At 61.9% G+C, this 19,981-nt stretch carries 18 protein-coding genes and 1 pseudogene; 14 read left to right on the top strand and 5 right to left on the bottom strand.

Annotated elements, in window-relative coordinates:
- Positions 1-34: 34 nt before the first annotated feature.
- The gene (gene gcbA, locus D6877_RS09510; protein WP_016771860.1) at positions 35-1,705 is read right to left on the bottom strand and encodes a diguanylate cyclase GcbA; all 1,671 of its coding nucleotides are present in this window, start codon (positions 1,703-1,705) and stop codon (positions 35-37) included.
- 324 nt (positions 1,706-2,029) lie between these two features.
- Between gcbA and D6877_RS09505 the strand changes: the two are divergent.
- The 8 genes and pseudogenes from D6877_RS09505 to D6877_RS09470 form a co-directional block, all read left to right on the top strand.
- Positions 2,030-2,380, top strand: a pseudogene (locus D6877_RS09505) (hypothetical protein); the annotation flags it as partial.
- 59 nt (positions 2,381-2,439) lie between these two features.
- Entirely contained in the window at positions 2,440-2,775 is a 336-nt protein-coding gene (locus D6877_RS09500) for a hypothetical protein (protein ID WP_178083659.1), read from the top strand.
- 138 nt (positions 2,776-2,913) lie between these two features.
- The gene (locus tag D6877_RS09495; RefSeq protein ID WP_016771859.1) at positions 2,914-3,981 is read left to right on the top strand and encodes a DUF2333 family protein; all 1,068 of its coding nucleotides are present in this window, start codon (positions 2,914-2,916) and stop codon (positions 3,979-3,981) included.
- A 3-nt stretch (positions 3,982-3,984) separates the two neighbouring features.
- Positions 3,985-4,542 (top strand): NUDIX hydrolase, encoded by a 558-nt coding sequence (locus D6877_RS09490; RefSeq protein WP_130910584.1) that lies wholly within the window; start codon positions 3,985-3,987, stop codon positions 4,540-4,542.
- 322 nt (positions 4,543-4,864) lie between these two features.
- On the top strand, positions 4,865-5,236 hold the full coding sequence (locus tag D6877_RS09485) for a translation initiation factor Sui1 (RefSeq protein ID WP_007951016.1): 372 nt from the start codon (positions 4,865-4,867) through the stop codon (positions 5,234-5,236).
- A gap of 220 nt (positions 5,237-5,456) precedes the next feature.
- Entirely contained in the window at positions 5,457-7,370 is a 1,914-nt protein-coding gene (speA, locus tag D6877_RS09480) for an arginine decarboxylase (RefSeq protein ID WP_016771856.1), read from the top strand.
- Between the two features lie 233 nt (positions 7,371-7,603).
- On the top strand, positions 7,604-8,950 hold the full coding sequence (locus tag D6877_RS09475) for a contractile injection system protein, VgrG/Pvc8 family (protein ID WP_130910583.1): 1,347 nt from the start codon (positions 7,604-7,606) through the stop codon (positions 8,948-8,950).
- Positions 8,947-9,738 (top strand): DUF4123 domain-containing protein, encoded by a 792-nt coding sequence (locus tag D6877_RS09470; protein WP_130910582.1) that lies wholly within the window; start codon positions 8,947-8,949, stop codon positions 9,736-9,738. Before D6877_RS09475 ends, D6877_RS09470 begins: the two co-directional genes overlap by 4 nt.
- A 9-nt stretch (positions 9,739-9,747) precedes the next feature.
- Here D6877_RS09470 and D6877_RS09465 read toward each other — a convergent pair whose 3' ends face one another.
- Positions 9,748-11,097, bottom strand: coding sequence for an MATE family efflux transporter (locus D6877_RS09465; RefSeq protein WP_130910581.1), 1,350 nt, complete (start codon positions 11,095-11,097; stop codon positions 9,748-9,750).
- 214 nt (positions 11,098-11,311) lie between these two features.
- Positions 11,312-11,605: a hypothetical protein gene (locus D6877_RS09460; protein WP_016771853.1), complete on the bottom strand. Its 294-nt coding sequence runs from the start codon at positions 11,603-11,605 to the stop codon at positions 11,312-11,314.
- Positions 11,606-11,848: 243 nt separating this feature from the next.
- Here D6877_RS09460 and D6877_RS09455 point away from each other — a divergent pair, with 243 nt between their 5' ends.
- The 5 genes from D6877_RS09455 (at position 11,849) to D6877_RS09435 (ending at position 16,340) form a co-directional block, all read left to right on the top strand.
- A complete protein-coding gene (locus D6877_RS09455; protein ID WP_241662877.1) occupies positions 11,849-12,151 on the top strand; it encodes a MazG-like family protein in 303 nt (100 codons plus the stop codon).
- Positions 12,151-12,900, top strand: coding sequence for a methyltransferase (locus D6877_RS09450; protein WP_130910579.1), 750 nt, complete (start codon positions 12,151-12,153; stop codon positions 12,898-12,900). The genes D6877_RS09455 and D6877_RS09450 overlap by 1 nt, the downstream gene beginning before the upstream one ends.
- 12 nt (positions 12,901-12,912) lie before the next feature.
- On the top strand, positions 12,913-13,524 hold the full coding sequence (locus D6877_RS09445; RefSeq protein ID WP_073471800.1) for a DUF4136 domain-containing protein: 612 nt from the start codon (positions 12,913-12,915) through the stop codon (positions 13,522-13,524).
- A 41-nt stretch (positions 13,525-13,565) separates the two neighbouring features.
- The gene (locus tag D6877_RS09440; RefSeq protein ID WP_041480657.1) at positions 13,566-14,123 is read left to right on the top strand and encodes a DUF4136 domain-containing protein; all 558 of its coding nucleotides are present in this window, start codon (positions 13,566-13,568) and stop codon (positions 14,121-14,123) included.
- Positions 14,124-14,342: 219 nt separating this feature from the next.
- Complete coding sequence (locus tag D6877_RS09435; RefSeq protein ID WP_130910578.1) at positions 14,343-16,340, top strand: pilus assembly protein TadG-related protein; 1,998 nt, start codon at positions 14,343-14,345, stop codon at positions 16,338-16,340.
- Here the strand turns inward: D6877_RS09435 and D6877_RS09430 are convergent.
- Positions 16,325-19,087 carry an ATP-binding protein gene (locus D6877_RS09430; protein WP_130910577.1) on the bottom strand — a complete coding sequence of 921 codons (2,763 nt, stop codon included), beginning with the start codon at positions 19,085-19,087 and terminating at the stop codon, positions 16,325-16,327. The two genes, D6877_RS09435 and D6877_RS09430, sit on opposite strands and share 16 nt — an antisense overlap.
- Entirely contained in the window at positions 19,084-19,530 is a 447-nt protein-coding gene (locus D6877_RS09425) for a TadE/TadG family type IV pilus assembly protein (RefSeq protein ID WP_130910576.1), read from the bottom strand. Before D6877_RS09425 ends, D6877_RS09430 begins: the two co-directional genes overlap by 4 nt.
- Before the next feature lie 75 nt (positions 19,531-19,605).
- Between D6877_RS09425 and D6877_RS09420 the strand changes: the two genes are divergently transcribed.
- Positions 19,606-19,981: prepilin peptidase (locus tag D6877_RS09420; protein ID WP_130910575.1), on the top strand; the 376-nt coding region annotated here is incomplete at its 3' end.

Genomic DNA, 19,981 nt, shown 5'->3' with positions numbered 1-19,981 from the left:
GAAATGGTAAGCGCCTGAATTTATTGCTGTTCTATTACAGGGTTATGACCGAATCAGTGGATTCCGATGAAAAAGTGGCACTTTGCTTTGACTGCCGCGCGGTCTGCACCCGATTGCGTCCGGCACCCTTGGCGCGGTACAGCGCCTCGTCGGCCTGGCTAGCCATCATCAGGCTGTCGGAGTCATCGCACATTTCCACCACGCCGGCGCTGAACGTGCACCACAGGTCCTGCGGCTGCGCAGGGTAATGAATCTCGGCAAAGCGCTGACGAATTTCGTCGAGGACTTTGTGCGCGGCGTCGATATCGGTATCGGGCATGACGATGGCGAATTCTTCGCCGCCGTAACGGCCTATGAAATCGGTCTTGCGCAAACGCTGTTTGAGAAACAGCGCCAGGCTCTTGATCACCCGGTCGCCCATCGGGTGGCCGTGGCTGTCGTTGACCCGTTTGAAGTGATCGATGTCGAGCATGGCAAAGCTCAGCGGCTTGTTCTCGCGGCGCGCACGGAACGAGCAATCTTCGAGCAATTGCAGAATGTGCGTGTGGTTGTACAGGCCGGTAAGACTGTCGCGGACCATCCGCGCTTTCAGATTGCGCGCCCGAGCGGCGCGGTTGCGCACAGTGGTGATCAGGTGCCGCGGTTTGATCGGCTTGGTCAGGAAGTCATCGCCGCCCTCGCTCATGGCGTCGAGCTGCTTGTCCAGATCATCCTCGGCCGACAGGTAAATGATCGGCACGCTGACGTAGCGGTCGTTGTGACGGATGACCTTGGCCAGCTCGGTGCCGGTGCAGGCCGGCATATACATGTCGAGGATGATCAGGTCCGGCTGGAAGTCCGCCAGTTCGGCCATTGCCTGAATCGGTTCGATCAGGGTGCGTGTGACAATCCCGGCGCTGTTGAGCAGGCGCTCGGTGTGCAAGGCCTGGGCGCGCGAGTCGTCGATGATCAGCACTTTATAAGGCTCGTACTGGGCGACGCAGGTCAGCACTTCGATTTTTTCCAGCAGGCTCGAGGCTTCGAGCGTGCCGGTGAGGAATTCCTGGCCACCGGCGCGCACGGCGGCGAGGCGGGTCGGGGTGTCGGTTTCGTGCAGGCTGAAGAACAGCAGCGGCAGGGGTTCTTCGAGGCCGACCTGAGCTTCGGCGGCGAGTTTCAGGCCGATGCCGGGGCCACTGAAATCCACGTCCATGACAATCGCCGCGGGCAAGCGCTCGACCATCGACGAGCGAAACGCCGCCACGCTGTCCAGTGCCTGTGCGCTCAGGCCAAAGAATTCGAGCTGCTTGGCCAGGCGTTCGGCGCGGTCGTGATCCTGCAACATTACGTAGATCGGCTTGCGCAGCGGCGGCAGGAAGGTCTGATCGAGTTGGTCACCATGGCGCAGGCCGGTGCGCGACAAGCGCTGCATCAACCGATTGAGATCGGTGATCAGGCCGCTGCTGAGACGGCCACGGTTGGCATCCACCGCTTGCAGCGACTGGCTGATGTGATGCGCCAACTGAGTGTGTTCCGGCTGTTCGAAACGCTCGGCAAAACGCAGCAGACGCAGATTCGCCTCGCTCAGTTCGGCGAGATCGACGGTGGACCACTCACTGCGTTGCAGGCGCTGCCATATCTCAAGAATCTGACGTGCCTGATGAATTACCCGCTGGGCAAAGTGGTGCTTGAGACGCTCACGGCTGGGGTCTTCTGGCTCGGTCATATCCTGACTACTAGTTAGGGTGCATGCTGAGATCGACTGGTGGCTCTATGCTAGCACCTCTTTTCCCTTAGACGAGTGTCGTACGTCAATAATCTGCTGGACGACACGATTCAGTTTCTGACCGGGTGGTTTTGTTTTTGTATCCGATTTTGGCCAAGTGCCCGCATGCTGGGGTTTTGCGAGCAATCCTGCCAGCGCTGTCGACATTTCACCGGCCTTGATGGGCGGCGTCTGACAGCGCTTTCTGATTTTTCTTCTGCGCGCTTTCACCGGCCCGGTTGGCTGGTACGGTTCAGGGATTCCCCTAGTTGCCGTCCATCCGCCATGAGCCAATGTTTCACCGAACTCGGCAGTGATGCCCAGCGCCTCAATCACAACATCACGCCCATCGACGACTGCGCCTGCGGCGAAGAGTTGTTGTATGGCGAGCGGGTGCAAGTGACAGAGGTGCCAGTGCTGACCTGCACTGGTCTATGGCGTATCTATCAGCGCGAAGCCGAAAATATCGTTGCGCCAGACGGCGTTCTGATTGCCGATCCTGTGGAGCGTAATCAGGTAATTAATGCGGCCTATGCCCGATTGTGGTTGCAGGATTCTCGTTTTCAATGGGCAGGTTTAGCGGCGTTTGCCTCAAAACAGGTCGGTTGTGGATTGCTGCATGCTTCAAACACTGTCGATCTCATAGGGCAGCAGCGGGACCGCTCGAAGGGCTGGACCAGCTGCGCGCAGGCTTGATGATCAATCTGGACAGCGAAGTCCTGGCGCAGATCAAACAGGGTGAATGGTGCCTGATCAAAGCCGAAGCCGACTACGGCTACTGGCAGGGCGCCGAAGCGGTGTTCCAACAGGCCGTGCTCGAGCTTATGAACAACCCTCCCGAGCAGCCAACCCGCACTGCGCGAATCTTTCGTCTGGTCGACAGCGTGACCGGCGAGCCTTTGCCTGGGCAGGCCTACATCGCCACGATCGATGGAATACCCAGTCAGCGCCGAACTGACGCCCAAGGCATTGCACATCTGTTTACCGACGACCAAGTGCGGCAGCTTTCGCTGCGCATCTTCAACGTCTGAAAGCTGCGTCTATCCTTTCGTTCGCGACGTCCTTCGCTTGTTTTGCGCCAGTGCCGCGATAGCGGGTGCCCGGCCTTGGCACGTTGTTGTATGGTTGTGGTCGAACCGTTGAACCCAAGTGATTGAAAGGATATCGCCATGCTGGACTGGAAAAACCGCGCGGGCAGCGCGCCTGAACGTGCCGCCGAGCCCAAGTCGGCCACCCGCAGCTATGTCGGCGGGCTGCTGTTCAGCCGGGCGCTGGCCACAGTGGTCGGTCTGTATTTGCTGGTCACCATCGCGCTGGGCTGGTACTGGAGCCAGGAACCGGAGCTGTTTCCGGTGGCGCAGAACGCCCAGGTCGCTGCCGAGAAAGAAGGCAAGCAAATGGTGGTCGGCTACACCACGGTCGAAACCCTGAAGACCGTTGCCGGTACCTTGCTCAACAAGCCGGGCGGTTACATTTCCAATGATCGTTTCCCGCCGGGCCTGTGGATGGACAACACGCCGAGCTGGGAATACGGCGTGCTGGTGCAGGTGCGTGACCTGACCCGCGCCCTGCGCAAGGATTTCGCCCGTTCGCAATCGCAGTCGGCCGAAGACGCCGATCTGGCCAAGGCCGAACCGCGCTTCAACTTCGACAACAAGAGCTGGGTGCTGCCATCCAGCGAGTCGGAATACCAGGAAGGCATCAACTCCCTGAGCCGCTATCAGTCGCGCTTGTCGGATCCGAACCAGAAAAACGCGCTGTTCTACGCGCGCGCCGACAACCTCAACAACTGGCTGGGCGATGTCGGAACCCGTCTCGGTTCGCTGTCGCAACGCCTGTCGGCCAGTGTCGGTCGGGTCAAGCTCAATACTGCGCTGAAGACCGAAGTTCCGGCGGTCGGCGAAGTGCCGCAGGTTGACGAAGAAGTCGTGGAAACCCCGTGGATGCAGATCGACAACGTGTTCTACGAAGCACGCGGTCAGGCCTGGGCGCTGTCGCATCTGCTGCGTGCCATCGAGGTCGACTTCGCCGATGTGCTGGCGAAGAAGAACGCCACCGTCAGCGTGCGCCAGATCATCCGTGAACTGGAGGCTTCGCAAGAGCCGGTGTGGAGCCCGATGATCCTCAATGGCAGCGGTTTCGGCGTGTTGGCCAACCACTCGCTGGTCATGGCCAACTACATTTCCCGGGCCAACGCTGCGGTGATCGACTTGCGTCAACTGCTCAATCAGGGCTGATACGTGAGCCAGAGCACAAGAGAGGCGGCCCATCGCGCCGCCTCGGACGCCGAACAGATCGCCTGGGTCGACGAGCAGGACAACCTGCTCGGCGCGCTGGTGCGCTCCGATCTGCGCGAGCGCGGGCTGATTGGCCGTGGCACCTACATCATGCTGTTCAATTCCGCCGGTGAGCTGTGCGTGCACCGGCGCACGTTGAGCAAGGCGATTTACCCCGGCTACTGGGATGTTGCCGCAGGCGGCATGGTCCAGGCTGACGAAAGCTACGCCGAGTCGGCGGCGCGCGAGCTTGCGGAAGAGTTGGGCGTCAGCGGCGTCGAACTCACCGCTCACGATCACTTCTACTTCGAAGACACCGGCAACCGCCTGTGGTGTTCGGCGTTTTCCGCCGTGTGGGACGGGCCGCTGAAACTGCAGCCGGAAGAAGTCCTCGAAGCGCGATTCATCCCCGTCGAACAGGTCATGCGCGAAATCAGCGAAAAGCCTTATTGCCCGGACTCTCTGGCCGCGCTGAAGCGCTATCTCAAGGCGCAGCAAAGCGACGTCGCAAAGAACACATGAATTGGCGCCGATTGGCACTTAGCAATCGCGATTTTTGCCGTTACACTGCGCGACCTTTTCAAACTGCACCGGATAGCTTGAGGTTGGCCTGCAGATTTTGTAGGAGCTGACGAGTGCAACGAGGCTGCGATCTCTTGATCCTGATCTTTTAAAAAACAAGATCAAAAGATCGCAGCCTTGTTGCACTCGTCAGCTCCTACAGATTCAGTCCAGCGTTCAAAGTTTCCGATGCAGTAGCGCTGCCCCTGCCTGAGTGGGGCTTCGCGGTCGCTGACCTTGCCCAAGGTTGCGATCAGTCTTTGTCCTCCCGAGAGGATTGCCGGTGGCCAAGAAAGCCGCATCCTTCGCCGCCCTGGGCGGCCTGGTATTTTCCACCGACGCAGGTCGTCATTGCCCGGAATGCAGCAAGCCGGTGGACGCCTGTATCTGCAAACAAACCGTGATCCCGGCCGGTGACGGCATTGCCCGCGTGCGTCGCGAAAGCAAAGGGCGTGGCGGCAAGACGGTGACCACCATCACCGGCGTGCCCCTGGCCGAAGACGCGCTCAAGGAGCTGGCGACGACGTTGAAGAAACGTTGTGGCACCGGCGGGGCGTTGAAGGACGGCATCATCGAAATCCAGGGCGATCACGTCGAGCTACTCTTGGCAGAGCTGGTCAAGCACGGTTTCAAAGCGAAGAAGTCCGGCGGCTAGCAGCCTCTGTGAAACCCTCCGGCGGCTTGATCCGGCTTCGAGTGTTCTCGGATCCGGCGTCGTCGCCATGGTTTTCACAGAGCCTGTTCATGACCGGTTTCTAAACTCCACGCAGTCAGTGCGGTCTACCGCCGCACTGACGAACCGTCATTTTCATTCTTTAGACTGCGCCGGCCTGAACGTCAGGCGACGCACTCTGACTTCTTTATAGGGGACTTCGATGTCCGTACGACGCACACGTAAAGACGATGGCAGCCAATGGACAGTTGCGGACAGCCGCAGCGTTTACGGGATTCGCCATTGGGGGGCCGGGTATTTCGCGATCAATGAAGCCGGTCGCGTCGAAGTACGTCCGAACGGCCCGAGCAGCTCGCCTATCGACCTGTTCGAACAAGTCGACCAACTGCGCAAGAGCGGTTTGTCCTTGCCGCTGCTGGTGCGGTTCCCCGACATCCTGCAAGACCGTGTCCGTCAGTTGACCGGCGCTTTCGATTCGAACATCGAGCGCCTGGAATACCAGAGCAAATACACCGCGCTGTACCCGATCAAGGTCAACCAGCAGGAAGCGGTGATCGAGAACATCATCGCCACCCAGAACGTCTCCATCGGTCTGGAAGCCGGCTCCAAGCCTGAGCTGCTGGCGGTGCTGGCGCTGGCGCCGAAGGGCGGCACCATCGTCTGCAACGGTTACAAGGACCGCGAGTTCATCCGCCTGGCGCTGATGGGGCAGAAGCTCGGCCACAACGTGTTCATCGTCATCGAGAAAGAATCCGAAGTCGGCCTGGTGATCGAAGAAGCCGCCTCGCTGAAGGTCAAGCCGCAGGTGGGGCTGCGCGTGCGCCTGTCGTCGCTGGCCTCGTCGAAATGGGCGGACACCGGTGGCGAGAAATCCAAATTCGGTCTGTCGGCGGCGCAACTGCTGTCGGTGGTCGAGCGTTTCCGTGGCGCCGGCCTCGATCAGGGCATCCGCCTGCTGCACTTCCACATGGGTTCGCAGATCGCCAACCTCGCTGACTATCAGCACGGTTTCAAGGAAGCGATCCGTTACTACGGCGAATTGCGCAACCTCGGTCTGCCGGTGGATCACATCGACGTCGGCGGCGGCCTCGGTGTCGACTACGACGGTACCCACTCGCGCAACGCCAGTTCGATCAACTACGACATGGACGATTACGCCGGTGTCGTGGTCGGCATGCTCAAGGAATTCTGCGACGCGCAGAGCCTGCCGCATCCGCACATCTTCTCCGAAAGCGGCCGCTCGCTGACCGCGCACCACGCAATGCTGGTGGTGCAGGTCACCGACGTCGAGAAACACAATGACGAAATCCCGCTGATCGAGAACAAGGAAAGCCTGCCGGAAACCGTGCAGTGGCTGGTCGATCTGCTCGGCCCGACCGACATCGAAATGGTCACCGAAACCTACTGGCGCGCCACCCACTACATGAGCGACGTGGCCGCGCAGTATGCCGATGGCAAGCTGACCCTGGCGGAAAAAGCCCTGGCCGAGCAATGCTACTTCGCCGTGTGCCGTCGCCTGCACAACTCGCTGAAGGCGCGTCAGCGTTCGCACCGCCAGGTGCTCGACGAACTCAACGACAAGCTGGCCGACAAGTACATCTGCAACTTCTCGGTGTTCCAGAGCCTGCCGGACACCTGGGCGATCGATCAGGTGCTGCCGATCATCCCGCTGCATCGCCTCGACGAAGAGCCGCTGCGCCGTGCGGTGCTGCAGGATCTGACCTGCGACTCCGACGGCAAGATCAACCAGTACGTCGACGAGCAGAGCATCGAAACCAGCCTGCCGGTGCACGCGTTGAATGAAGGCGAAGATTACCTGCTGGGCGTGTTCCTGGTCGGCGCCTATCAGGAAATCCTCGGCGACATGCACAACCTGTTCGGTGACACCGACTCGGTGAACATCTACCAGAACGCCGATGGCAGCGTGTACCACGCCGGTATCGAGACCCACGACACCATCGAAGACATGCTGCGTTACGTGCACTTGTCGCCGGAAGAACTGATGACTCACTACCGCGACAAGTGCGCCAGTGCCCGCATCAGTGCCAGCGAGCGCACGCAGTTCCTCGATGCCTTGCGTCTGGGCTTGACCCGCTCTTCCTATCTGTCTTCCTGAGACTCGATAGCGTTCCGGCCGGGTTGTCTGATTTTTTTCCGCAAGCTGTGGAAAAATCGGACAACCCGGTGGGACATCTCCTGAATTTTTCACGAAAACCTGTGCTGTCACGGTCAGCAAACTCCTCTGGTCTGCTTTTCGCGTAGGTCATTTCCTAAGTTGTACTTCGCCTCTCTACTCGGCCATGCCTCTCGGCGAGAATCCCCGGCCGCCCCTCCTGTAGAGATCCGCCCATGTTCGATCCAGTCAACGAGCCGTCGTTTCGTCTCGATGTAGCGGGCCTGTCCGACCCCTTCGAAGTTCTCGCCTTTACCGGAAGGGAAGCGCTCAGCGAACCCTTCGCCTTCGAGATCGATGTGGTGATCGACGATCCGCATCTGGATCTTGCCGGCCTGCTGCATCGTTCTGCGTTCCTGTGCTTCGGCCCGCCCGGCCAGGGTGTGCACGGGCAATTGCACAGCCTTGTCCAGCATGAACACAGCCTTGGCCTGCGCTTGAGTCGAGTGCGTCTCGCGCCGAAGCTCGGCTGCCTTGATCTGCGTTTGAGCCAGCGCATTTTCAGCGGCCGCTCTGTGCCGCAGATCATCGAACAGGTGCTGCGCGAACATGGCATTGTCGGCCTGCAACGACGTTACGAGCTGCACAGCGACTACCCGCCCCGCACCTTCTGCACGCAATATCGCGAGTCCGATATGCAACTGCTCCAGCGCCTGTGCGCAGAGGCACGCATTCACTATTACTTCGAACATCACCCCGACAGGCACTGCCTGGTGTTCGGCGACGATCCGACGCGGTTGCCGCAGGCAGAGGTGGCGCGTTATGAAACCGAACAGCAGGGCGATTGCGTCGCACCGGCCGTACGCCAATGGCAACTGCACGAAGACTCGCAGGCCAGCCAGCGAGGCCCCAATGCCGAAGGCCACAGCGATCTGCCCGCCCTGCGCAGTGGTCAGTGGTTGCCGCTGGACGACCATCCCTTCATCGAATGCAACCGCCCATGGTTGCTGACCCGCATCGAACACCGTGGCGATCAATCACTCGAGCCGCCCTATGGCAATCGCCTGTTCGCGGCCACGCGCTTGCCAGCCTGTGCGCCTGCCGAGACGCAACCCAAGCAACGCATGCACAGCCTGCAGCGTGCCTGGGTGGTTTCGGTCGACGAAGCGCAACCTGATCGCTCGCGGCCGGTGGCGGTGCAATTCGACTGGCTCTATCAAGGCGAGGGCGCAGCGCCCAGCCATTGCTGGCTGCCGCTCGCGCCGACCCTGAACGATTTGCCTTCGGCGGCGCTGGCCGATGGCGTGGAGGTCGTGGTGAGTTTCCTTGAAGGCGATCCTGATCAGCCAATGGTCAGTGGCGTTCTGCAACTCCCGGCGCTGGCAGAGGATGCGATCGAGGATGACCCGCCGTCACCGCTGCCCGAGCCGCTGGTCAGTGATGGCCTGCTGCAACTGTTGCAGTCTGGCGAGCCGTTGCTGCTGCTGTGCCTGATGCCGGGCGGTGGCAGCTTCAACCACTGCGCCGAGTCCGTGTGCAGTTGCCGGCTGCTCACCGCGCTCGATCAGAGCAGCGCACGATGAGCGGCGCGGCGCTTGAGCCCATGGCGCAATGGCTGTTGCTCGATACCCCGGACGCGGCACGCGCCCTGCTGACCTTGCGCCAGGGCTTTGCCGATGTGCAGCGGCACCGGTTGTTCGACGGCACCGAATTTCAACCGGTCAGTGAGCACGGACCGGTTCTCGTCGATTTGCGCGAGAGCCCGGCATTGACCGCCTTGTGTCTACGCGACCCGGACACCTGGCGCGGCCTGTTGCTGAGCTGCGAAATACCGGCGCAGCAACTGCTCAGCCACTTGCAGCGCATGCTTACCGTCTCGTTCGGTTTGAATCATCGGGCCTTGCTCAGCTATTACAATCGCCAGACCGCCAGTTATTTCTTCGACGCCTGTGACGCCACGCAGCTGAGTCGCTGGCTCGGGCCGATCCGCCAGTTGCGCTGGTTTGGCGGCACCTGGGCCGACCGCGCCATCGGCAGTCAGGGCTGGCAACAGCTGCGCAATCCCGGCCTGCTCGTCGAGCCGCTGGGCATTGAAGAAAGCCTGACCCGGCGCCAGCGCGAGCGCTTGCAAACCTGTCTGCTGGAGCAGCACATCTGGCGCTGGTGCCAGTCTCTGAGCGTTGATTACCAGACGATCGCTGTGCACGTACAACAAGGCCTGGCGCTGGGTTTCAGTGATCGCGCTGTGCTGGATGGCTGGCTGTGGCTGCGCCTGCTCAATCCGCGCGCCGTGCTGGTCGTGCCGCCGGCTGGTCTGACCCAGCCGGAACGGCTCGACTTTCTGCGTCGGCAATGGGGCGCGGCGGAGTGACTGATGCCGTCAGTGAGCCTTGCCGCTGAACCAGCCATCGCTGCGTTTCAGCCACAGGGCTTGCGCGCCAAGGGTTAAGCTGCGCAAGACCATGAACAGCAGAAAAGATATCCACAGGCCGTGATTGCCCAAGGTCTGCAAAAACCAGGCGAACGGCAGCAACAGCAGCACCGTCAGCAGCATGCCGTTGCGCATTTCCCGCGCACGGGTGGCGCCGATGAACAGGCCGTCGAGCAGGTAACTCCACACCGCAATCAGCGGCAGCACGGCGAGGTAGGGCAGGTAGTCGAATGCGGTGTCGCGCACGCTCTGAATGTCGGTCTGCATCTCGATGAACAGGTGCCCGGCGAGCAGAAACAGCACAGCGAATCCGAGGCTGGCGATCAGCGACCAGCCGCCGGCCACCACAAGCGATCGACGCAAGGCCAGGCGATCCCGGGCGCCGATGGCATGCCCGCACAAGGCTTCAACGGCGTGCGCCAGTCCGTCCAGTGCATGGGCCGTTAGCAGCAGGCCGTTGAGCAGCAGCGCATTGGCCGCCACAGTCGCATCGCCGAGCCGCGCGCCCTGTACGGTGATCAGGAAGAACACCGATTGCAGGGCGAGGCTGCGGATGAAAATGTCACGGTTGACCGCCAGCAGCGGGCGCCAACTCTGCCAGACTTTCAACGCCGACCAGATGATCTGCCCCGGATAGGCGCGCAACGCCGTGCGTGTCAGCCATAGGCCGAGCAGGGCGCCGCTCCATTCGGCGATTACCGAAGCGCGCGCCGAGCCGACCACGCCCCAGTCAAGGCCGATGACAAACCACAGATTGAGCACAATGTTGATCAGGTTGGTGCTCAGCAGAATCGCCAGCGGCGCCCGCGCGTTCTGCGTGCCAAGGAACCAGCCGACCAGCGCATACGTCGCCAGCGCTGCGGGCAGGCCAAACAGACGCGTGTGGAAAAACTCCCGGGTCAGCTGATCCAGTTCAGCCGACGGTTGCATGAAGTGCAGGGCTACGCCGCTGAGCGGCACGCCAAGAGTGCCGAGCACGACGGCCAGCCCCATCGCCAGCAGCAGGCCCTGCAAGAGAATCTGCCGCAACGCCGCGCCATCGCTGCGCCCGGCAGCCTGCGCGGCAAAACCGGTGGTGCCCATGCGCAGAAAACCCATCGCCCAGGCGAGAAAGGTGTACAGACTGGCGCCGACCGCCACCGCGCCGAGTTGATGGGCATGCGGCAGATGGCCGATGACAGTGCTGTCGACCAGCGCCACCAGCGGCACGGAGATATTGGAAAGAATCATCGGCGCGGCGAGCGCCCAGACCTTGCGGTGAGTCGGGCGGTCGCGCCAGTCGGTAATCAGAGAGGACATGCAGGCTCCTTGGGGGAGCGGGGATTGTAGCGGCAGAAACACCCTCATCGGAACGCCGCCCGCCCAGCCCTCTCCCAGAGGGAGAGGGGGCCGATCTTCGTCGCTCTCAAGCGTGAGTTCGACTCGATATTCCAGGTCGGTGGAGAATTTCAAAGCAACGCGGTCAGCTCCCTCTCCCTCTGGGAGAGGGCTGGGGTGAGGGGCTTTTGAAGCGCTAGTGAATAATCCAGCTCAACAACCACAACCCCAGCAGCAACCAGATGATCCCGGCAATGATCGACGCGTTCATGAACGCCCTGATCGCCGACCACAGCAGCATCAGGCCAACAATCAGGGCGATGATGCTGATGATCGAAGTGTCCATCCCCAGCGTCTGCGCCAGGCCGTCGACAAAGTTGCTGCCGGCATTGCTGAGCATGTTGAACAGGCCACTGAGGCCATCGACGATAAAACGGATGACCGAACCGAGTGCCTGGCCGAGCCATTCGAAAAAGCTTTCTACGCGCATGTGTGCATCCCGATGAAAGAGCTGAGCCTTGGGCCACACCGAGGGCGGCCGAGTTCCCTGCATGATAGAGGTTTGCCCGGATCCTGTGTGGGAGCGAGCCTGCTCGCGAAGGGGGCGTGTCAGGCAAATCCGGTCTGGATGATCCATCGCTTTCGCGAGCAGGCTCGCTCCCACAATAGATCATCTGCGCTGCTTGCCTTCAGCCCGCATCCCCCCGAAGCTATGCGTCTTCAGGAGAGCCCGATGAACCTTGTAGAACTGACCGAACGCCTGCACGCCATTCGTGACCGCAATGACTGGCGGCAATTTCACAGCCCGAAAAACCTCGCCATGGCCGCCAGCGTGGAAATGGCCGAGCTGGTGGAAATCTTCCAGTGGCTGACAGAAGACCAGTCGCGCAAGTTGTCGGCGGAAAAACTCGCGCATGCCGGGCAGGAAGTCGGCGACATCGTCTTGTACTTGTTGCTGCTGTGCAGCGAACTGGGTCTGGACATGAATGAAGTGGTGCGCGCCAAGCTCGCCGACAGCGAACGGCGGTTCAGCTGATGAGCGACCGTCATTTCGATCAGTTGGCCACGCGCTTCGCCGAAAAAATCTACGGCGGCGCCAAAGGCGCGATTCGCCTCGCGGTATTGCAGGCCGATCTGACCGAGGCTTTGCCGGATCGTCCGCTGCGCGTGCTGGATATCGGCGGGGGCCTTGGGCACATGTCGCTGTGGCTGGCCGAGCGCGGCCATGACGTCACCTTCACCGAGCCGGCCGAACCGATGCTCGAGGGTGCGCGCCAGCGTTTTGCCGAGGCCGGACACTTCGCGACATTCATTCAGGCGCCGTGGCAGGAACTGCCCGGTCAGCTCACCGAGCCCTACGATCTGGTGATCTGCCACGCCGTGCTGGAATGGCTCGCCGAGCCCCACGCGATCCTGCCGGTGCTGCATCAACTGACCAAGCCCGGCGGCTGCCTGTCACTGGCGTTCTACAACCGTGATGCGCTGATTTATCGCAATCTGCTCAAGGGCCACTTCAAGAAAATGCGCAAGAACGTCATGGCCGGCGAGAAGCAGAGCCTGACCCCGCAACAGCCCCTCGACCCACGGGAATTGGCAACGCAACTCGCCGGAATGTGGCAGGTCGAAAGTCAGAGCGGCGTACGGGTATTTCACGATTACATGCCGGTGGAATTCCAGGCCCGCGCCGAACTGGCGGACTTGCTGGAAATGGAACTCGCGCACCGTCGTCACCCAGGCTTCGCCGGGCTTGGGCGTTACTTGCACTGGATCTGCCGGCCGATCTGAGCGGAGCGCGACATGAAAGCTCGATGCGGGTTATTGCTGATAAGTCTGGGGTTGGCCGCTTGCCAGGGCAGCAACCCCTACGTTGCCCAGTCACGGCCGTTGCCGCCGGCACCGCCGCAAGCCGCCACCACCTTCGACCGCAGCGCCTACCCGGCGCCGCCGCGGGATTACGGGCGCTACCGCAATTGGGCCTGGCGCGACGGACAGTTGCCGCCGGGCACGGCGTGGGCTGACTCGGCGCAAGTGGCCGAGGCGGTCAGCAACGCCCTCGACCAACGCGGCTTGCGGCCGATGCGCGACAACCGCCCGGCTGACCTGCTGGTCAGCGCCGACCTGCGTCTGGAAACCCGTCTGCGCCAGGTCCGCGACGACTACGGCTACTACGGCGGATACGGCGGCTATGATCGTTATGGTCGCGGTTACGGCATGTACAACAGCGTGCCGGTCATGCGCACTTATCAGGAGCAGGTCGTGGTGGTGCGGGTCGATCTGTTCGATGCCGGCAACGGCCAGCCGGTGTGGAGCGCCAGCGCCGAAACCGGCACCCAGGGCAATCAGATCGAACGCGCCGATGCGATCCGCGAGGCTGTGGAAAAAGCCATGGCGGCGTATCCTCCCAGCTGACGTCGTGTCAGCAGGTTCATGTCTTCACCCGGAGAAAAATCATGTTCCGCCGTCTCGCTCTACTCGCTGTTGCCGCGCTGCTCAGTGCCTGCGCCGCCAATCAGGTCAACCACGATTTCGACGCCAGCCGCGACTTTGCCGCTTATCGCAGCTGGAGCTGGAAAGACCCGGCCCTGCAATATCGCCCCGATGATCCGCGCATCAAGAGCGACCTCACCGAACAGCGCATCCGCCAGGCGGTGTCCGATCAACTCGATCAGCGCGGTTTGCGCCCGGCTGCCGGCGGCGGCAAAGGTGATCTGAGCGTGCAGACCTACCTGATCGTCGAGGACCGGCAGCAGCAGGTGACGACCAATTACGGCGGCGGTTGGGGCGGCCCGTGGAACGGCTACTGGGGCGCACCGATGTACAACGAAACGCGCAACATCACCTACAAGGTCGCGACCATTCAGATCGACCTGCTTGACGGCAAGGACGGCAAACTGGTCTGGCGTGGCAGCGATGAACAGATGCTCAGTAACCGCCCGAACCCGGCCGATCGCAGCAATGCCATTCGCGAAACCGTCGCAAGGATTCTGGCCAACTATCCACCGCGTTGAACCGCTCTGAACCGTCCCTGTGGGAGCGAGCCTGCTCGCGAAGGCGGTGTGTCATAGAGCATTGAATCCTCTGGCACGACGCTTTCGCGAGCAGGCTCGCTCCCACAGTGGCGGTGGTGACAGGAATGGCGCGACGCCAGCACTCTCGACCGACCGCGTCTACACTCTTTTTCATTAACGGAGGTAGCGCTCGGCACTGCGCCGGCAAAGGAGTGCGCCATGTCGCCAGGATCGCAAGGCAACGGCCCGGCCCGGCAACGCGGGGCGATCGGCTTGATGGCGGCCGCCACCCTGAGTCTGGCGCTGGTGATGATGTTGCTGGTGGTCGACAGCGGTCGCTTGTACATGGAACAGCGCAAATTGCAGCGGGTGGTGGATACCGCCGCCCTCGAAGCGGTCAGTCGCGGCGGCAACTGCCTGCCCGGGCTGACCGCCGCCAGTTATGCCGGGCAAAGTGCGCTGCGCAATGGCTACGTGGTGGATGCCGCCAATACGCTCGCGACCACCTGCGGCACACTGGCCACCGCTGCCAGCGGTTTGCGCAGTTTCACTGTCGATGCCACGCAATCAAGCGCAGTCAAAGTCGCTGCCAGTCGTACGGTCACCAGCAGTTTTGCTGGCGGTGTGCAGGCGCTGTTCAGCGCCACGCCGGTCAGCCTCAACACCACACTCAATGCTTCGGCAGTCGCGGCCAAACCGCAGCCGACCGTCGCCCAACTGAATATTCACAGCACCCTCGCCAGCATCGACACGGCGCAGTCGAACATCCTCAATCCGCTGTTTTCCGGGTTGCTCGGCGGCAACGTCAACCTCACGGCGGTGGGCTGGGACGGCTTGCTGCACACCGATATCAACCTGCTCAAATACCTCGATCAACTGGCCATCGACCTCAACGTCGGTGCCGGCAACTACACGCAATTGCTCAACACCCAAGCGACCGTGACGCAGTTGATTCAGGCCGCCGCGACGGTAGTGCAACTCAACGGTGCGACCGCGCAAGTGGTCACCGCGCTGGGCCAGTTGCAGGCCGCCGCCATCAATGCGGCGCCGGTCAGACTCGGCGAGATCCTGCAGCTGCAAACCGGCACCACGGCGGCGGGGCTGGATGCCAATCTGCAATTGCTGCAACTGGTGCAAGGCGTGGTGCAACTGGCCAACAGCAAAAGCGCGGTGGCGGCGACCTTGCCGGTCAACGTGCTGGGGCTGGCCGGTGTCACGGTGCGGGTCAAGGTGATCGAGCCGCCACAGTTCTCGGCGATCGGCGACCCGGCGCGGGCCAAGGCCGATCCTTTGGGACCGGACCGGATATATGTGCGCACTGCGCAGATTCGCACGATGTTATCCGTCAACCTGCCAGTGTTGTCGGGAGTGACAGGGCTAACGAACGCGGTGCTGGGATTGGTCGGTACGCTGACGCCGACGCTCAATGCGCTGTTGAGCCTGAATCTGGTGGACACGCTCAATTCAGTGTTCTGCCTGCTGGGTGCCGGCTGCCAACAGCTCGATCCGAAGCTGCTGCCCTCACCGCAGATCGACATCGCGCTGGATGCCGGCGGGGCGAAAAGCTATGTCACCGATTACCGCTGCCCGACCGACGACAACGGCAGCAAAAGCCTTACCGCCGCCACCACAACCTCGCTGGCTGATCTCAAGCTCGGCAAGATCGATCCTGTCGCAGCGTTCTCTTCAGTCGCCGAACCAACGGTGGCGCCCTTGCCGCTGGTCGATCTCGGCATCATCACTTGCCACAGGATTCTCGGCATCGGCAGTTGCGATGCCGCCTCCCACGTGCAATACGGCGCCGGCGGCATCGCCATCAAACTCGACACCAGCGTCGCGCAGACCACGCAGAATCTGCTGTTCTCCAGCACCACACCCTTCGCCACCCCGGCCAATCTGAAACTGCCGCCGAGCCTGCTACCGGCCGCGCCGACCAGCAACATCGTCGGCAGCCTGGCGAACACCCTGTCGGGCATCAACCTGATCGTCTACAAACCCGTGGGCAGCAACCCGCTGGGCGCTGTCGTCACCGGTGTGGCTTCGTTGATCAGCGACGTCAGCAACCGCTTGTTGCCAGTGGTCACCGGTTTGATCAGCCCATTGCTCGACCCGTTGTTGAACAATTTGCTCAAAGGCCTGGGCATCAATCTGATGAACACCGAGGTGGGCGCCAACATGACCTGCGGGCAGACCGGCAAGGCCTATCTGGTGATCTGATCATCCGTGGCAATCGGCAATTCGATGCAGAACCGCGCGCCCTCCGTGGAGTTGCGCACGCTCAACTGGCCGCCCATGTTGGCGATGATGCCGTAGCTCACCGACAGGCCCAGACCGGTGCCGACGCCAATCGGCTTGGTGGTGAAGAACGGCTCGAAAATCCGCTCGAGCAAACGCGGATCGATACCGCCGCCATTGTCCTCGACCCACAGCCGCACGCTTTCCTCGTCGCGCTCGGCGTAGATCGAAATCCACGGTTTGAACGCTGTGTCGTTGTCGCGTTTGCCAAGCAGGGCGTCGCGGGCGTTGACCATCAGATTGATCAGCACCTGCTCCAACTGATCGACGTAGCCGCGCACCTGCGCCTCGAAACCGGTCTCGCTGATGCGCAGATCGACACCTTTGCCGCGCATGCCTTCGGCCAGTAGCGACAGGGTGCCTTCGATGGCCTGGGCCGGGTTGAACAACTGTTGTTCGATTTCCGAGCGCCGGCCGAATACACGCATGTGGTCGACCACCTTCGCTGCGCGTTGAACCTGAGCGTCGATGCGGTTGAGTTTGTCGGTCAGATAATCGACCTGCACATCACCGTTGCCGAGGCGCTTGAGCACGTTGACGATGGCCATGCGCATGACGTTCAGCGGCTGGTTGATTTCGTGGGCAAGGCCGGTGGCCATTTCGCCGAGGGTGGCCATTTTCGCGCTTTGGGTGAGTTGCTGTTGCGAGCGGCGCACCTCGGTGTTGTCGCGGCCAACCGCTTGCACTTCGATCAACTGTCCCTGCTCATCGAACACGCCGCGATCCGACCAGACCCACCAGGCGTGTTCGCGTCCGGGCAATTGCAGGCTGATTTCCGCTGTACTCACTGGCTGTTGCGGCGTCAGTTGGCTCAAGCGCTGAACGAACGCTGCGCGCTGTTCATCGGACATCCAGCCACCCAGATCAACCCCGGGCAGTTGTTCCGGGGTGCATTCCAGATAAGTCGCCAACGGTCGGTTGCCAAAGATCAGCGTCAGGTCAGGGCGATAACGGCAGATCATCGCCGGCGAGTCCTCGACCAGAATCCGGTAGCGCTCTTCGCTTTGCCGCACCTGCTCGGCGGCAAGCGTCGCGTCGGTGACGTCCAGCCACAGGCCCACCGCCTCGACCGGCAACCCGAGATCATTGCGCAGCAGTTTTGCCTCATCGAGCAGCCAGTGGTACTCGCCACGGTTGTCGCGCAGGCGATAACGCGCACGCACCGAACCTTCGCGCAGCAACTGGCGGTTGCGCTGGAAATACAGTTCACGGTCGTCGGGATGGACGTGCTCGACCAGTGTTGCTGCATCGCAATCTTCCAGCGTCCAGCCCAGCAAGGGTTGCAGGCTGGCGCTGAAAAACGCCGGGATCAGTGCACCTTCTGCATAGCGCTGCACGTAGATCACTGCCGGCGAACTGGCAATCAGATTGTCCAGCCGCGCATGGGCGGCAGCGGCGCGCTGTTGTTGATTCTGGATGTCGCTGATATCGAGCATGAACCCGACCAGACGCCGATGCTCACCGGTGCCGCTGACCTGGCCCTGAATCCGGTACCACGTCGCTGCTGCGCCGGCCTCCGCGCGGTGCAAACGCACGCTCAGGGTCAGCGCTTCTCCTTGCAGTTGCAGGGCGCGCAAACGGCTGCGCAACTCGTCGCGGTCGGCGGGATGAAACAGCGACAGCCAGTCTTCTACCGGCAGCAGGCGATCGCTGAGATTCAGTGCCGAGGCCAGCGTCGGCGCCAGCGTAATCTGCTCTTCGGCACTGATTTCCCACCAGCCGGTGCCGAGCAGGTTTTGCAGGGAATCAAGACGCTCCATCGATTGCACATGGCGCTGCTCGCGCAAGCGGCTGAGCAGCGGTCCGGCCAGCGCGCCGGCCAGGGTCAGCCAGTCACGATCGGTCAGCCATGGCGCCACGTTGTCGACCGTATAAAACCCACAGAGCAGCCACGCGACCACGCCTTGATCATTGCTGTAGGGCACAGCGAACCCGTTGGCGTTGCCGAAGGTGGCCTGCAATCGCGAGTGTTCATAGCGGCCCTGCGGGCCGGCGAGGCGTTGCGGCGCGCTGCCGTTGAGGCTGTCCAGCGGCGTGCCCAGCGGCTGGCCGTCCTCCCACAATTGTGGAGCGTCATGGCCACGAAACTGTTGATGAATCTGCCAGCCCTGGGCCTGTTCATCCAGCAACGCCACGGCGAGGCAGGGGATATGCCAGCGCTGGGCGATGGCCTGCAATTGTTCGCCGAGTACCGTCGGCAGACGCGTCAGGCTGCACGTGCGCAGACGATCGCTGACCTGCGCGGCGAGGGTCTGGCAGGCGTCGCGATCGCGCGCTTGCTGACGTTCGAGCAACAGGTCGGCGATGTCGAGCATCTGCAACCGCCAGCCATCCTCCAGCGGCTGCACCCAGCCGCGCAGGTGCAGCGGCTGATCATTCAGGCCTCTGAAATCCAGATCGAGCAATTGCCCTTGCCAGTCTCGCGGCTGACCTTCGATGGTCAGCAGACTGTGCGGCAGCAGGTAGGCGCTGAGCGGCAGCGGCTGACCCTGAGGTTTGTGCTGGGCGAGCAAATGCCGCAGCGGGCCGGCGATTTGCAACACATCGCCGTTGCCATCCAGATAAAAATGCAGGCCGATCGGCGGCGCGCCGAGGTGGTCCGGCAAGTCGTGGGCTGCGACGGGGGCGCGCTTGAGCAAGCGCCCGAAAAGCTTATCGCCGGCGGTCAAAATTGCAGGCTCGAGCTGGCGGTCAGGTGCGTGGGCAGATTGGGCACCGTGCCAATGCCCGGGAGCACCAGAAACGGCATGATCTGATTGAGCTTGCTTACCGGGTAATTGACGCTGACGGTGAGGGTTCCGGTACCCGCGTCGTACGCTGAGCTGGTGTCCGTTCCGACGACCAGATTGAGTGCCGAGGGCAGCCATTGCAGTTGCTGGGTCAGCGCGGCATTGGCGGTGTTGACCACCACCGTCGAATAGTTCGGCGTGGTCGGGTCGACCGCAACGCTGCGGCGCACCGCCTCGGCAGTGGCCTGGTTGAACGATTGCATCATCACGAAGGGCAGGCCGTAGCTGACCAGCCCGTAAAACACTGCGAAAAAGATGATGAACACCAAGGCGAATTCGATCGCCACCGCACCTTTTTGCGACCTGCGAAAGCCGTTTTTCATGCGTGCGTCTACCCTGACAGTCACTGCGTAGTATCAGCATAGAATCAATCAGGCAAAACGGACGGCTTTCAGCGGATGCAGATTTCTCTCGTTCTGATCTGGCTGGCGATCTGCGCCGCGCAGGATGCCCGACAGCGGCGCATTTCCAACCTGTTGACCTTGGGCGCGGGCGCGCTGGCGCTGGTCTGGTTGCTGGCGACCGGCAGCACTTGGCTGGGCGCCGATGCGGGGCAGGGCGGCTGGGCTTGTCTGATCGCTTTGCTATTGACGCTGCCGGGTTATTTCCTCGGCCGCATGGGCGCTGGTGATGTGAAATTAATGACAGCCCTGGGTCTTGCGACGAACGGCGTGTTTGTTCTTGGTGCGTTTATCGGCGCGGGTGTGGCCAGCGTACTTTGGCTGCTGCTCGCGCCAAAAGTCTGGCCCCATATGGGTCAATGGCTTAGAGAGC

This window comes from Pseudomonas sp. Sample_9 (assembly GCF_004307535.1).
Lineage (GTDB): Bacteria > Pseudomonadota > Gammaproteobacteria > Pseudomonadales > Pseudomonadaceae > Aquipseudomonas > Aquipseudomonas mercuritolerans.
The sequence above is the reverse complement of the archived record's forward strand: the minus strand, read 5'-3'. Positions and strand labels throughout refer to the sequence as shown.

Excerpts from the sequence above, each read along its gene's own strand:
- gcbA (WP_016771860.1), bottom strand. The coding sequence starts at position 1,705 with ATGACCGAGCCAGAAGACCCCAGCCGTGAGCGTCTCAAGCACCACTTT.
- D6877_RS09500 (WP_178083659.1), top strand. The coding sequence starts at position 2,440 with ATGATCAATCTGGACAGCGAAGTCCTGGCGCAGATCAAACAGGGTGAA.
- D6877_RS09495 (WP_016771859.1), top strand. The coding sequence starts at position 2,914 with ATGCTGGACTGGAAAAACCGCGCGGGCAGCGCGCCTGAACGTGCCGCC.
- speA (WP_016771856.1), top strand. The coding sequence starts at position 5,457 with ATGTCCGTACGACGCACACGTAAAGACGATGGCAGCCAATGGACAGTT.
- D6877_RS09475 (WP_130910583.1), top strand. The coding sequence starts at position 7,604 with ATGTTCGATCCAGTCAACGAGCCGTCGTTTCGTCTCGATGTAGCGGGC.
- D6877_RS09470 (WP_130910582.1), top strand. The coding sequence starts at position 8,947 with ATGAGCGGCGCGGCGCTTGAGCCCATGGCGCAATGGCTGTTGCTCGAT.
- D6877_RS09465 (WP_130910581.1), bottom strand. The coding sequence starts at position 11,097 with ATGTCCTCTCTGATTACCGACTGGCGCGACCGCCCGACTCACCGCAAG.
- D6877_RS09460 (WP_016771853.1), bottom strand. The coding sequence starts at position 11,605 with ATGCGCGTAGAAAGCTTTTTCGAATGGCTCGGCCAGGCACTCGGTTCG.
- D6877_RS09455 (WP_241662877.1), top strand. The coding sequence starts at position 11,849 with ATGAACCTTGTAGAACTGACCGAACGCCTGCACGCCATTCGTGACCGC.
- D6877_RS09450 (WP_130910579.1), top strand. The coding sequence starts at position 12,151 with ATGAGCGACCGTCATTTCGATCAGTTGGCCACGCGCTTCGCCGAAAAA.
- D6877_RS09445 (WP_073471800.1), top strand. The coding sequence starts at position 12,913 with ATGAAAGCTCGATGCGGGTTATTGCTGATAAGTCTGGGGTTGGCCGCT.
- D6877_RS09440 (WP_041480657.1), top strand. The coding sequence starts at position 13,566 with ATGTTCCGCCGTCTCGCTCTACTCGCTGTTGCCGCGCTGCTCAGTGCC.
- D6877_RS09435 (WP_130910578.1), top strand. The coding sequence starts at position 14,343 with ATGTCGCCAGGATCGCAAGGCAACGGCCCGGCCCGGCAACGCGGGGCG.
- D6877_RS09425 (WP_130910576.1), bottom strand. The coding sequence starts at position 19,530 with ATGAAAAACGGCTTTCGCAGGTCGCAAAAAGGTGCGGTGGCGATCGAA.